The sequence below is a fragment of the Bacillus sp. GW823-FHT06A11 genome (assembly GCF_058795355.1).
Window position 1 is genome coordinate 812,837 of sequence record NZ_JBXAHS010000003.1, and the last position, 13,709, is coordinate 826,545.

Below are 13,709 nucleotides of genomic sequence, written 5' to 3' on the forward strand. Positions count from 1 at the left end.
ACTTATGTTAAGGAGAGATTTGTAATGCGAAATTTTAATACTTCTTTCCAACTTCATCATCATACGTAACGCCGTGTATCCGAAGAAAAATTTTTCTTCGTGGGTACAGGGCTTTTCCTGTTGACCCACGAAGCGTTCATAAAGCTATGTGGGTATTTTTATACCCGCATAGCTTTTTTTAATTTTAAAATAGGAGTGATTACAATGGAAATGAAAAATGTAAAAGGCACAAAAGACTATTTACCAGAGGAGCAAGTGCTGCGAAATAAAATTAAAAGGGCTTGTGAAGATACGTTTGAACGATACGGATGCAAACCGTTAGAGACACCGACGTTAAATATGTATGAGCTTATGTCTTACAAGTACGGCGGTGGCGATGAAATTTTAAAAGAAATATATACACTTGAGGATCAGGGAAAACGTGAGCTTGCCTTACGATACGATTTAACTATTCCATTCGCAAAAGTTGTGGCAATGAATCCGAATATTCGCCTCCCTTTTAAACGTTATGAAATTGGGAAAGTATTTCGAGATGGGCCAATTAAACAAGGAAGATTTCGTGAATTTATACAATGCGACGTTGATATAGTCGGTGTAGAATCAGTCATGGCAGAAGCAGAACTCATGAGCATGGCGTTTGAGCTGTTCCAAACATTAAACTTAGAGATAACGATCCAATATAATAACCGAAAATTGTTAAATGGTATTCTTCAGGCCATTAACATCCCTACTGAATTAACAAGTGACGTCATTTTATCATTAGACAAAATCGAAAAGATTGGGATTGATGGTGTACGAAAAGATGTATTAGAGCGCGGCATTTCTGAAGAAATGGCTGATACAATATGTAATACTGTATTATCTTGTCTAAAGCTTACAATTGTTGACTTTAAAGAAGCTTTCAATAACCAACTCGTTGCCGATGGAGTAAACGAATTGCAACAATTACAGCAATATTTAATCGCTCTCGGAATAAATGAAAATACGATATTCAATCCGTTTTTAGCAAGAGGACTCACAATGTATACAGGGACTGTATATGAAATCTTCCTAAAAGATGGCTCAATTACATCTAGCATAGGTAGTGGCGGCCGTTACGATAACATTATCGGAGCATTCCGTGGTGATAATATGAACTATCCAACAGTCGGCATTTCATTCGGTTTAGACGTTATTTATACAGCACTTTCGCAGAAAGAAACATTATCATCTACAGCGGATCTATTTATCATCCCACTCGGAACAGAATTACAATGCTTACAAATTGCCCAGCAATTACGTTCTACCACTTCCTTAAAAGTTGAACTTGAACTAACAGGACGCAAATTAAAACGTGCCCTTAATTATGCCAATAAAGAGAATATCCCTTATGTGCTTATTATTGGTGAAGAAGAACTTAGTACAGAAACCGTTATGCTAAGAAATATGAAAGAAGGTAGTGAAGTGAAGGTCTCCCTTTCTTCTTTAAGTAGTTATTTATAATACGAACCACCCTCGTTTGGGTGGCTTTTCTATTTTATAGATAATCAATAATTAGTTTACATAAAATAATTACAAGCTACCTAAAACTAAAACTAAAAATATATAATATCCAATTACCTGTTATTTTTAGTAATATATAGATGTATATTGTTTTAGGAGGATTTACTTTGAAAACTTACATACAAGCACTAAAGTGGATCACAGGAATCTATCATCTTTTATTAATTCCTTGTTATTATTTATTTCCAAGTCTTGTTAACCTAGATGGATTACCTTTACTACTATTGATTGCTTTACATATCACTACTATTTTATTAGCTAAAAAAGCAGGGATGAATACGTACGCTCATTATATAGGTATTATCGTTACTCTAGTTGCCTTCTTTCCTTATATAGAAATCCTTCTACATATTATAGCAGCCATTTTTCTTTTATTAGATGCTGTTTCTATGAATGCAAAAGAAGTGTATGATTCATAGATGGATAAAATGAAACTTTAATCCATAGAGTTTTGAGATAGGTTGGCAAAAAGGATTTACTTTTTAAGTAAACCTTTTTTTCATTTTTAATTACTTTCCTTACTCAAGACTAATAAAAGAATATTCTGTTTAATTTTTATAAATTTCTAAATATTTATAATATATTCAAATTAACATACATTTTAGTTATGTAAAAAATCTAAGTTTTAAGGAGATGAATCCATGCTGAAAAAGTTGGTAGCAGGTGCATTATTAACTGTTTTGTCGTTAACTGGAGGACTGGGATCAGTATCAGCTAGTACCGAAAAAGATTATACGATTTCCTCTTTCGAATATGTAACTGTAGATGAAAAGACTGTTGATTCGTTTAACAAATTGAGTGCTCCATTAAAGGAAGACGTAAAAATAACGTTAGTTCTACCGAAACAAAATCAAAATGGAGACTGGTTATCTTATGGATTTTCGAGCAAAGAAAGTTTAGAGTCTTTTATTGAAAAAGATAAACAAAGGTTGAATAATTCAATCACTCCCCTTGGTGTTGGAGGAAGCGGACCTGGTAGTACAGACTTCTATAAACTCACAAATCAAGGTAGCGAGTATTTTTCTCTAAGTAGCGGTTATAAAAACTTGTCTGCTAGTTGGCAAAATCAAATTGTTTCTGTACGTACAGCATCCCCTACCGCTAGCTATTCAACAACACTATGGGAACGTACTTCAACTGAAGGATATGGAAAAGGTGTTGTTTTTAAACATGCTGATTGGTATGGTCAAATTGCAAACTTAAATAACTTTCCAACTTCAGCAGTTGAAGTTAAAAAGTAAAAATATAGAAATAAAAGGTGTTTTCACGTATGGAAACACCTTTTATTTCTACAACTATTTCACATATCTCGTCTATACCAATTTCAACTCTTAATTATTATCTTTCGTATTCCTACTCTCCAAAACCTTCTCCATATTATGAGTTGCCCATTCCATCATTAATAGAATCATTGGACGAAGAGATTCACCAAGATCAGTTAATGAATATTCTACTTTTGGCGGCACTTCACGGTATACTTCGCGATGTATGATGCCATCTGCTTCAAGTTCTCTCAGCTGCAGTGTTAACATTCTTTGTGTGATATTTGGTTTTAATCTTTTTAATTCATTAAACCGCTTTGTACCATCTAATAAATGATACAAAATTACCCCTTTCCATTTCCCTCCAATCACCTCAACCATAGCTTCAACTGGACAAGAATATTTATTTAAAAATGGGTAATTTATATTATTTTCCTTTGGACAATCCATAATAAATCCCTTCCCTTAACATTAGTATTTTTTTTGATACTATACCACATAAATGTGCGTACTTGTATCTATGTTACTTTAAAAATATAATTTACTTACAAAAATAAATTCATGAAAAGAGGAACTTTTATGACAAATACAAAAGAAATTACAAAAGAAAAAATTATGGAGGCTTTTCATTTCAGACATGCATGTAAAGAATTCGATCCTATGCACAAAATTTCAGAAGAGGATTTCAAATTCATTTTAGAAACAGGCAGATTATCTCCTTCTTCTTTTGGATATGAGCCTTGGAAATTTATTGTCGTACAAAATAAAGAATTAAGAGAAAAACTACAACCGTATTCATGGGGCGCTGGTGGGCAACTTGCAACAGCTAGTCATTTTGTTATTGTTCTTTCAAGAAACATTAAAGATATGCATTATGATGCAGAGTATATTAAATATATGATGAACGATATTATTGGATTGCCTGAAGACACTCAAAAAATTAGATATGAATTCTTCAAAAAGTTCCAGGAAACAGATTTTAACTTATTACAATCCGATCGTGCTGTATTTGATTGGGCATCCAAGCAATCTTATATCGCTTTAGGTAATATGATGACGAGCGCAGCTCAAATCGGTATTGATTCTTGTCCAATAGAAGGATTTGATAAAGAGGAAGTAGATTCTTTACTTCGTCAAGAAGGGATTATACAAGGCGATAATCTTGAAGTATCAGTTATGGTTGCCTTTGGTTACCGTAAAGAAGAGCCAAAGCGTGATAAAACAAGACAGACTATGGATACAATTGTTGAATGGATTAAGTAATATAGCACAGACAAATAATGCTCCTAATAGCTGTATACTCATACTAAAGAAGAATCAATTGTTTTCTTACGTATGAATTTGGTTTTTCATGGAAAGATATGTTAGTATGTATACAGTTTGAGTGCTCTATTTTTAGAGTCGAACAGGAGGAGAATGAATATGTCTGATATTGAAGTTGGCGAAGTGTTTACTCTTAGTGATGAGAATAACGAAGAGCAAGAAGTAGAAGTACTTGGAGCGATGGATGTCGAAGGCGCAGAGTATATTGCAGTTGCCTTTGTTGAAGATATCCAAACAGAAACTGAGGAAGACATTGATATTTTCTTTTTAAAAGTAGAAGAAGATAATGAGTTTTCATACATTGAAAATGATGAAGAGTTTGATAAAGTATCTGCTGCTTTTGATAAGATTTTAGATGAACAAGAACAAGAGTAAACACGAGGGGGATGCATATCCACCCTCTTTTTTTATTCATCACTCATTCAGTGATTTATGCAGTAACTCCAGTACATCTTTCATCGCAAAAGGTCCATCTTTTTTAACATGCTCCGCAAATTCTGAAACGAGACGTAATGTTCTCACACTTTCGATTGGATGTTCTCCTGATGCACTTTCAGCTGAAAGCATAACTGCATTCGTCCCGTCCAGTACAGCTTGAAACACATCAGTCACCTCTGCTCTTGTTGGAATAGAATGATCTACCATAGATTGAAGCATTTGTGTTGCTGTAATGACATATGTATTCGTTCGATTACATTCCTGAATCATCATTTTCTGTAAAAGCGGAATGCATTGATACGGTAACTCTACTCCTAAATCGCCCCTTGCAATCATAATTCCATCTGCTTCTTTACATATATCTTGAAAATTCTCGATTGCTTCCATCGTTTCTATTTTTGCAATTAAATTAGGTGACGTTTCTTTATACTGTTGTATAAAATCTCGTATTTCTTTTATATGACTAGGTTTTCTTACGAAAGAACATGCGATAAAATCAACATTCTCCTCTAAAAGAAACTGAATATCTTTTTTATCTTTCTCTGTAATAGCTGGTAAACGAACAGCCGCATCTGGTAAATTAACTCCTTTATGAGATGAGATATTGCCACCTGTTTTTACCTTCGTTTCTATTTTGTCCGTACTTATCTTTTCAACAATTAATTCAACTTCTCCATCATTAATTAAAATTCTACTGCCTACTTTCACATCATCCGCAATTCCTTCATAATCAACACTCGCTTCTGTATTACTCCCTGTAACTGGTTGTGTATGTAAAATAAAAGAATCTCCTGCCTGAAGTGTAATTTGCCCTCCTTTCACTTCACCTAATCTTATTTTAGGTCCTTGTACATCACCCAAAAATTTAATAGAGTCATCTAATGATTTCACTAAACGAATGATGTCTTTATGACTTTCATGCGTGCCATGCGATAAATTCAGTCGAACAATTTTCATACCATTCTTTATTAACTGTGCTAATGTTTCTTTATTATTACTTGCGGGTCCAATTGTACAAATTCGATCGATTGTCATTTTTGTCACCATCCTTTTTTTAATAAGTTTCCCATATGAACTTAAAAATAACAGAGATTCTGACATGAATAGATTTAAATTTACATGAATTTCATAAAATTAAACCTGTATCCCTTGCTAGCTAAGCATTAGAAGATATATTCGCTTTTTTGCAAATGAAGACATGTTGAATCGAAAGTAAAAGAAAAGTTAAGTATGGGATAAACCATTGAGAGTTTCGAAATTTTCATATATTGTATGAATTGAGTTCGAACTCAAAAATTTAAAAAGGTGGGAAAATTAGTGAATATGAAAAAATCTTTATCGGTGACAACTTTAGGGTTAGCGGTTTTAGGTTTTGGTTTTACTAATAACGCAAGTGCTTCAGAGGTCGATACTGTAGACAGGCAGCCCGTTTTAGTTGACTTTGATACAATTCAATCAACAAAAACATCTAGTGTTCCTAGTTTGACTGTTGCAGCTGCACCTAAGAATGACTCTAACATTAGCGTATATACTCCCTTTTTTGGTAACCCATATGCAGTTGCTAAATCGAAATCAACTACGACCGAAGACTATGTTTATGCAAAAGCAAGAACTTTCAATGGCGATGGCTCATTAGTAAATACGAAAAGTAATAGTGCAAAAAAATCATCCTTTGTCAGTGCTACAGCGACCAACACAAGCGTTTATTATGGAGATGATTACGCTATCGGTAATCATACCTATAAATTAAGTGGTTATAATGATGTGAATCACGAAACAAAAGCCTTCTGGTAAGAAAGAGAAAAAAGATATGCATCTTGCATATCTTTTTTCTCTAATACTTTACATATATTGAGGTGCTATTTATGAAACAAATATATATTATTATCGGTGTTTTACTCATTTCATTACTTACAATTTATATTTTGTTCAATACTTCAATCATACAACCTCATCCACCTTCTAAAGAAAATAAGAGAGAGCAACAAACCAATACTATTTCTTACGGATTGAAGGATAATCAAGGCCAACATATTAACAACGGTAGCACAATTACTAGTGAGGATAATAAAATTAATGTATCATTATCATTCGTACATACTATTAACGAAAACCGAAAATATGGATTAATTGTTCTAGAAGATTACGAACAAAAACCTTTTAAAATAGAAGATACTACTAATGAAATATCACACTATTTTTTTGATATGAAACCAAACAGCTCAATGACTACGAAAATCTCTTTACACACTTCTCCTAATGCAAGTGAATTAACCTTTTTAATAATTAAAAAACCTGAATACAAATTAAAAGATAATAACTTAAATAAAGCAGCTATTTTAGAAGATATTCTAAGTATGCGATACTCAATGCATCCTCCTCAGAAAGAAAGCGAAAAAATAAAACTCTCCCTTATAGATCCAGATGCTATTTTAAAAGATGGTCTTTACGAACCATTATTTGTTACGAACCGTGAAGAGAACTTACAAACTGTCTTCTTTGAAAAGGAAGGCAAGCAATTAACCCTATCAAACGGTAATGAAACGAATGATGAAATGACTTACGCAATCGTGGCTTTTAAAGATTGGAAACAAGTTGAAATATTTAACAATAGAAAAGTCGTTTATACTAAAGTTGCACCTGAAACGAGGCAAATCTTTAATTTCATATTGCCTTCAGTGGATCAGGAAAGTAATTTTCAACTCGTCGCTTTTCCATTTCCTTTTAAAGTTAGCGAAGAAGATTATGTCAGTCAACAAGCATTCAGTTCTTTTCGCATCGTAATTGAAAATGAAAATAAATAAGTTATACTATGCACAGTATAACAACCAAAAAAGGCCTACTCACACGAGTAGGCTTTTGAAACTACGAAAGTTTCGTCAATAACTGATTTAAATCTTTTTTCGTTTTCGTCGTTAAAGATTTCATTTTATTAATATCGATTTTTTCTTTCTCCGCTCCTACAATTAACGGATACATACTTTGACCGATTGTTTTAGAATCCGTCGGATGTGATGCCTCTAGCTCTTTTTCAATCACATCCCACTTTTCATTAATTTGTTTGCCAAGCTTATTCACTGTTTCCAATTTCGGATTAGCAGCTAACTGCTTGTCCAAGCTATCAATTAATGCTACAACTTCTTTAACATTCGTTTTCACAGCAACACTTTTCTTCGGATCTTTCGTTGTCTTTCCGTTATTGTTTGTACTTGTGCTTGAATCTGTTGTTTTCCCGCTAGTCGTTTGATCATTCGTTTTTCCTGTCGTCTCTTTTTCTTTTGTTTTTACATTCTCGTTTTGAGTTGACGTTTTGCCATTACTTTCTGTTCCTGATGATTCTTTCGTATTTTTTGCATCCTTATCTGTTTTTTCATTTGAAGAAGTATTTGTTTCTTTTTCAGTATCTTTCGTTGTTTTTGACGCTTCATCTGCACTTGTCGTTTTTGCTTCTCCATCATTTTGCGCAGTTACTTGCTCTTTCTTTTCCGTTTCTTTATCTGCTGAAGGACTACAAGCTGCCATAGTAAGCATAGTACCAATTGTTATCGATGCGATAGCGACCTTTTTCATTTTCATATAAATCCCCCTATGTTTTACATAATTTATCCTCCCCTTTACGATTCGATTCCCCCTTAAAAAATCCCTTTTCATACGAATTACCATCTTTCCGACAGTAATCTTCATAATAATACGTACAAAAACTGATAAACTCATTTTAATATTCGAGTTTCTTCTACTTCATTTTTCTACTCGCAAGTAAAAGAAAAAGAGTATATTGTCACATTAAGAATTACTATCTTCATATGACGATATACTCTTCTATCAAATTTTTATGTTTCTTGACATTTTATTTATACAAAAAAATAAAATTTTCTTTCGTTTTTTGTTTCTCAACATTTGTTAACAGAATATTTTTATGAATAACCACCATTCGAGTGAATGACTTGCCCAGTAACCCATTTCGCTTCTTCACTTACTAAAAAAGAAATTAAGCGCGCAGCATCCACCGGTTCTCCTACTTTACCTTGCGGGAACTTCCATACTAAATGATGCTTCAGCTCCTCTGTAATCCATCCTGTATTCGTCGGTCCTGGATCTACAGCATTCACTGTAATCCCCTTCTCCATCGCAACTGGTGCTACTGACTTTGTAAATGCTTCAATTGCCCCTTTCGTTGCTGCATATGCTAGTTCATCTGGCATTGGACCTACTGACTGTCCTGAAGTAAGATTAATAATACTCCCGCCCGTTTTAAGTGAATAATGTTTTATAAACAATGAACTTAATAGCATAGTAGCCCGAATATTAACTGTATAATGTTTATCCAACTGCTCTACATCTAATTCCTCAATTCTCGTATGAGTAGAATATACTGCATTATTAACTAGAATAGATGGATCACCTAACCGTTCTGATACCATATAAAACAAACGATTTGGCGAATAAGACTGCGATAAATTGATTTCTGCCATTTCACATCGAACATCGTAACTTTCAATTTCCTTTTTCAGCAAAAAGGGTTCTTGATCACTCATTCCCCATGGCATCGCTTTATCATACTTTGGCCAGTACGTGAAAAAAATGTCTATCCCCTTTTGAGCAAGCACCTTGCATACAGCTGCACCAATTCCATTCAGACGAGTTGCCCCTGTTACAATTGCTATTTTCTTCACCTTTTTCTCCTCCATCTATACACAGATCCCCTGCATGAATACAGAGGATCTATCTTCTTATTGAATATTTGACAGTATACGTTCAGCACCTAATTTTAACATTTTAATAAAGATATAATTTACAATCGTAAACATTACAAATAAAACGATAAACATAACCCACAGTCCGACATGAAGGAAGAAGTATAATACACTTACTCCCCCCACAATAATTAAAGCTATTAAAATATTAGCTAAAAAATTCCACAAAGTTGTATATCGACTTTTAAATAATTTCTGCTCTGTATCCCAATGAATATCTGCAGTTTGCGCGTCCCAGCGTGTTCCGATTAAATTAATTAATAACAACCCGTTCGCACTTAGTAAAAACCACAGTATCATAAAGACTGGAGAAATCCCAGCTACAACTGCCATCGTAATACCGAATACTGCTAAAATGATCACATTAATTAACCAAGCAGTGATTGCTTTCGCAAAAAAGATATCCGCAGCCTTTACTGGTAAATAACGATTCACAAACCAAGAGCTTCCATCTCGCGAAAATGACGTTGTTGCAATGACGTTACTACCCATTAAAAATAACGATGCACAAAGACCAACACCAATTGCAAATCCTGTTGTCTTTGGATTGTTAATATACTCTGTAATAAACTTTAAATTTCCATCTTGCACAAATAAAATAAAGAACAACATAATTGGCATAACGAAAGTTTGTACAATGCAATTTAAGAAAAATTGTGGTGTACGGAATAACGTTTTAAATTCTTTTTTCACATACGCTTTTAAATGCGAACTTTGTACTGTTGATTTCTGTAAACCTTCCGCCGAAATAACTTGTTTCTTTGCTGTACTCGTTGAAAGTCCAATAACCCCTTTTAAATATGTACGCTCTGCTATGTAATAAAACAACACAAAGAAGACAAATGAAATAACTGCAAAGATTATTACATATAAAGGTCCCTTCCAATTTGCACTTTCTACTAATGCCACTGCTCCAAAATATGTAGTTGGAAAATAATTTGTCATTTGTACTAAAAGAGAAGATTGATTATTTACAAGGTATTCCGCAGCCCCATCTCCAGAAAACGCACTTTTATTTCTCCACTGCATAAATACGTTAATTCCTACAATAAATAATATACTTACGATTCCAATAAATATATTTCCTCGATCTTTATTTTTCGCTATATTTGTATACCTCATAATAATTGTCATCAGTAACGAAGCTAATACTAACGGCACGATTGGGAAGAGTAAGTAAATAAAAATCATATATATGTAATATGTAATAAATGCGCCACTTTTTAAACCGTACGTAATGAAGATTGGTAATAAAATAAATGAACTCATTACGTATTGTGTAATTAATACCGTTAAAAATTTTGCCGAAATAATTTGCGCTGGTTTTAATGGTAACGGCAGTAACATTTCAATATCATTGCTGTAGTAAAATACAGTTAAAATGTTCGTTATACTCATTAAAAATACCCATATACTCGCAATCGCAAGTCCCATTGCAATAATCATTCCCGGCCCTTGCCCTAATTGTTTCAGACCTTCATACATTCCGTGCGTCATCGAACCAAATATTAAAAATCCAACAAATAAAATAGCTGCAAATGAAAATAAATACGCCCATCGCTTCTTCTTATCTGCTATAAAATCTGCGTAATTTAACTTTAATAGTACCTTCGTTAACGTCCAAATTTTACTCATTGCCCGTCATCTCCAAGAACATTTTTTCAAGTGATTCATTGGATTTAAAATGATCCCTCATTTCATCTAAATTTCCTTTAAACTGCAAATTCCCCTTATTAATAATAGCAACCCGGTCACATATTTTTTCCGCTACTTCTAATACGTGTGTAGAGAAAAATACAATCTTTCCTTTATCCGCATGTTCTCTCATCATTTCTTTTAAAATATATGCAGATTTCGGATCAAGCCCTGTTAACGGTTCATCTAAAATCCATACATCTGGTTCATGCACGAGCACACCAATAATAACGATTTTTTGTCTCATACCGTGCGAATAACTTTGAATTTGATCAGATAATGCATTATAAAGATCAAACTTCTTCGCTAAAGACTCTATTCGTTCTTGTCTTACTTCTTTCGGCACTTCATACATATCAGCCATAAAGTTTAAATATTCAATTCCTTTTAAACGTAAAAACATATCTGGGCTATCCGGCACATAACCAAACGTCTTCTTTGCTTCCATCGGCTCTTCCATAATATTTTTTCCATTAATCGTAATAGTCCCTTTGTCCACCCCGTGAATGCCAGTAATCATCTTAATTGTCGTGGATTTACCCGCACCATTTGGTCCTAAAAATCCAAAGATTTCGCCGCTAGGTACAGATAAACTTAAATCTTTTACTGCATAAGTAGACCCATTATAACTTTTTGACACATTCGTAATTTCAATCATTACATCCAATCCTTTCCTTAATTACCAAATAACTATATTGATATTATAGCATACTTCTATTTTAAGATTTTTACATTTTTCAGTTTATTTAACCTTTAAAATAAATATACACCCCTAATCCAACAACTAAAACGACAGCTAGTATAATATAAATCATTGTTAATCGTTTAATATTCCCCTTTGTCGCTTTGCTATAATTTGCATCACCATTCCGCCCAATTAACACCGTCGCAATGACAGTAATCACTACAAGTAATACAACGATCATGATCCAAGTTAGCATTTCTTCCTCCCCCTCCTTACAACCATTTTACAATATTATCCTCTTTATTTCGCAGCATATTTCCTCTTTTTACTATTATTATGAAGCAAACTGGAAAACTATTATTACCATTCCTATCCAATTGTGATATATTTGTAACATAACGTGACTTATTTCTAACAACGTAAGGAGGACCTATCATGAAAACAACTTGGATAAAATATTTAGGATTTCTCGGTTTCTTCGGTTTCCTCGGATTTTTTTATGAAAAAGGATTGTTTACTATGTTCTGTTTCTTCTCCTTTTTCACATCGTATAGAACAGTTCAACACGATGAACTGTTTGAACAAATTGTCAATAAATCGTGTCGCAATGCATTTATCGTTACATTACTAACTACCGCTATCATTATATTTATTGAAATGTTATTTCCAAACCCGGCGCTACAAGAAATTGATATCGCTCTTATTTTCGGCACACTCATTCTTACGTTCGGTTTTTCTATGTTCTTTTATGATAAACCTGTTGATGAAATGGAAGATGCACCATGGCGTTCGTAACGAAGATAAAAGAATACCGCGCAAAATTGAACATGACACAAGAAGATTTAGCGAAGCAAGTTGGTGTACGCCGTGAAACAATTAGCCACCTTGAAAAAGGTAAGTATAATCCTTCATTGCAACTCGCTCACGATATAGCGAAGGCACTTCATAGTACGATTGATGAGATTTTTATTTTTGAGGATAAATAAAAAATACCGTCATTCTTTCCAAGAAGAATGACGGTATTTCTCATAGATTATCCATATAAAACCGCATGAAATACGCCTAATAGTAAGTATTGATCCTCCATGTAATCTCCATCATATGCATTCATCTCGATGTAATACATATCTTCCTCAAGACGAATGTTCCAATCTGCGATTAAATAGCCTTTTCGTAATAATTTTCCCATTCCAAATGAAGTTTTATGAACAACATATTCTTCTGCCTTATATGTAAAGGTAAATATAAAATTTGCATCCAATAACTTTCCGTCACATACAAGTATTTCATGCTCTGCATCATTATTATCGATGTACGTTACTAAAATCTTTCTTTGGCGCTGCCTACTTACATCCTTTGCAATGACGTGAATATTGTTCTTACTATCCTTTATTTCATAAATGATATTACTACCAATTTTCGGAATAAAATCCAGCACTCTCATCAGCGTATTTTTATAATAGCCCCTTACTACGCCTACTTGCTCGCTTCCATTATAAACCTCTATCGGCGTCGTATCTGCTTTGCTATCACACGGTCGTTTGTAAGAAAGCTGCATCACTCGCTCTCCTCTTAAGTACTGATCAAACGTCACAGGATATTCTATCGCACGCAGTTCCTTATTTAGCTCATATAAATAGCATTGAACGCTCTCTACTAATGTTTCAGTAGAGATACGCTCTTGAAGTTCAAATTCTTGCCAGCTGGAAGAAACATTCCATTGGTTATGATCCTCTTCATAGAAGAAGCCAAGAATGACCTCTTCACGGTCAGCCGTTTCATATTTCATAGGCACGTTTTGCCCGTGTTGAACTTGTTCCATCCACTGACCTAAATAAATGCCCAGCTCTGCAACCTTCATACATGATTTTTGAAAAAATACTCTGTCACCCATACAAATTGTTAAATCCCCTTCGATAAAACCATTTGTATAAGCAACATACCGTGGCTCATCCTTCTGCGGGAGATTCTTGTCTAACTCAAATAAAAACGTTAACATCCTTTATTCAC

The 13,709-nt window shown here is 33.8% G+C and carries 17 protein-coding genes; 9 read left to right on the plus strand and 8 right to left on the minus strand.

Annotated elements, in window-relative coordinates:
* The first annotated feature begins 204 nt into the window (after positions 1-204).
* From AC1Q8L_RS18300 to AC1Q8L_RS18310, 3 genes are all read left to right on the plus strand, one after another.
* The gene (locus tag AC1Q8L_RS18300; RefSeq protein ID WP_000425311.1) at positions 205-1,482 is read left to right on the plus strand and encodes a histidine--tRNA ligase; all 1,278 of its coding nucleotides are present in this window, start codon (positions 205-207) and stop codon (positions 1,480-1,482) included.
* Positions 1,483-1,649: 167 nt separating this feature from the next.
* Positions 1,650-1,961 carry a hypothetical protein gene (locus AC1Q8L_RS18305; RefSeq protein ID WP_000860701.1) on the plus strand — a complete coding sequence of 104 codons (312 nt, stop codon included), beginning with the start codon at positions 1,650-1,652 and terminating at the stop codon, positions 1,959-1,961.
* A gap of 222 nt (positions 1,962-2,183) precedes the next feature.
* Complete coding sequence (locus AC1Q8L_RS18310) at positions 2,184-2,783, plus strand: hypothetical protein (protein WP_000914418.1); 600 nt, start codon at positions 2,184-2,186, stop codon at positions 2,781-2,783.
* A gap of 90 nt (positions 2,784-2,873) precedes the next feature.
* On the opposite strand, the gene AC1Q8L_RS18315 is transcribed toward AC1Q8L_RS18310, so the two are convergent.
* On the minus strand, positions 2,874-3,254 hold the full coding sequence (locus tag AC1Q8L_RS18315; RefSeq protein ID WP_016512549.1) for a winged helix-turn-helix transcriptional regulator: 381 nt from the start codon (positions 3,252-3,254) through the stop codon (positions 2,874-2,876).
* A gap of 129 nt (positions 3,255-3,383) precedes the next feature.
* On the opposite strand from AC1Q8L_RS18315, the gene AC1Q8L_RS18320 reads away from it, so the two are divergent.
* Both AC1Q8L_RS18320 and AC1Q8L_RS18325 read left to right on the plus strand, forming a co-directional pair.
* Positions 3,384-4,067 (plus strand): NAD(P)H-dependent oxidoreductase, encoded by a 684-nt coding sequence (locus AC1Q8L_RS18320; RefSeq protein WP_000185605.1) that lies wholly within the window; start codon positions 3,384-3,386, stop codon positions 4,065-4,067.
* Positions 4,068-4,220: 153 nt separating this feature from the next.
* On the plus strand, positions 4,221-4,502 hold the full coding sequence (locus AC1Q8L_RS18325; protein ID WP_025118598.1) for a DUF1292 domain-containing protein: 282 nt from the start codon (positions 4,221-4,223) through the stop codon (positions 4,500-4,502).
* A 39-nt stretch (positions 4,503-4,541) separates the two neighbouring features.
* Here the strand turns inward: AC1Q8L_RS18325 and AC1Q8L_RS18330 are convergent, their stop codons facing one another.
* The gene (locus tag AC1Q8L_RS18330) at positions 4,542-5,600 is read right to left on the minus strand and encodes a pyruvate kinase (protein ID WP_492339476.1); all 1,059 of its coding nucleotides are present in this window, start codon (positions 5,598-5,600) and stop codon (positions 4,542-4,544) included.
* 282 nt (positions 5,601-5,882) lie between these two features.
* Here AC1Q8L_RS18330 and AC1Q8L_RS18335 point away from each other — a divergent pair, with 282 nt between their 5' ends.
* Together AC1Q8L_RS18335 and AC1Q8L_RS18340 are read left to right on the plus strand one after the other, a co-directional pair.
* Positions 5,883-6,359 (plus strand): hypothetical protein, encoded by a 477-nt coding sequence (locus AC1Q8L_RS18335; protein ID WP_001056361.1) that lies wholly within the window; start codon positions 5,883-5,885, stop codon positions 6,357-6,359.
* Between the two features lie 71 nt (positions 6,360-6,430).
* Positions 6,431-7,369, plus strand: a complete 939-nt coding sequence (locus AC1Q8L_RS18340; RefSeq protein ID WP_000810149.1) for a hypothetical protein — start codon at positions 6,431-6,433, stop codon at positions 7,367-7,369.
* Positions 7,370-7,430: 61 nt separating this feature from the next.
* Here AC1Q8L_RS18340 and AC1Q8L_RS18345 read toward each other — a convergent pair whose 3' ends face one another.
* The 5 genes from AC1Q8L_RS18345 to AC1Q8L_RS18365 form a co-directional block, all read right to left on the minus strand.
* Entirely contained in the window at positions 7,431-8,141 is a 711-nt protein-coding gene (locus AC1Q8L_RS18345) for a hypothetical protein (protein ID WP_000782546.1), read from the minus strand.
* Between the two features lie 338 nt (positions 8,142-8,479).
* Positions 8,480-9,238 (minus strand): SDR family oxidoreductase, encoded by a 759-nt coding sequence (locus AC1Q8L_RS18350; protein WP_002094093.1) that lies wholly within the window; start codon positions 9,236-9,238, stop codon positions 8,480-8,482.
* 57 nt (positions 9,239-9,295) lie between these two features.
* On the minus strand, positions 9,296-10,954 hold the full coding sequence (locus AC1Q8L_RS18355) for a putative ABC transporter permease subunit (protein WP_025118596.1): 1,659 nt from the start codon (positions 10,952-10,954) through the stop codon (positions 9,296-9,298).
* Positions 10,947-11,672: an ABC transporter ATP-binding protein gene (locus tag AC1Q8L_RS18360; protein WP_000570204.1), complete on the minus strand. Its 726-nt coding sequence runs from the start codon at positions 11,670-11,672 to the stop codon at positions 10,947-10,949. The genes AC1Q8L_RS18355 and AC1Q8L_RS18360 overlap by 8 nt, the downstream gene beginning before the upstream one ends.
* Before the next feature lie 88 nt (positions 11,673-11,760).
* Positions 11,761-11,955 (minus strand): hypothetical protein, encoded by a 195-nt coding sequence (locus tag AC1Q8L_RS18365; RefSeq protein ID WP_000958863.1) that lies wholly within the window; start codon positions 11,953-11,955, stop codon positions 11,761-11,763.
* A gap of 179 nt (positions 11,956-12,134) precedes the next feature.
* Between AC1Q8L_RS18365 and AC1Q8L_RS18370 the strand changes: the two genes are divergently transcribed.
* Both AC1Q8L_RS18370 and AC1Q8L_RS18375 read left to right on the plus strand, forming a co-directional pair.
* Entirely contained in the window at positions 12,135-12,494 is a 360-nt protein-coding gene (locus AC1Q8L_RS18370) for a DUF3796 domain-containing protein (protein ID WP_000859208.1), read from the plus strand.
* Positions 12,482-12,685: a helix-turn-helix transcriptional regulator gene (locus AC1Q8L_RS18375; RefSeq protein WP_000896294.1), complete on the plus strand. Its 204-nt coding sequence runs from the start codon at positions 12,482-12,484 to the stop codon at positions 12,683-12,685. Before AC1Q8L_RS18370 ends, AC1Q8L_RS18375 begins: the two co-directional genes overlap by 13 nt.
* Before the next feature lie 47 nt (positions 12,686-12,732).
* Here AC1Q8L_RS18375 and AC1Q8L_RS18380 read toward each other — a convergent pair whose 3' ends face one another.
* On the minus strand, positions 12,733-13,698 hold the full coding sequence (locus AC1Q8L_RS18380; RefSeq protein WP_016512544.1) for a tubby C-terminal domain-like protein: 966 nt from the start codon (positions 13,696-13,698) through the stop codon (positions 12,733-12,735).
* Positions 13,699-13,709: the final 11 nt, after the last annotated feature.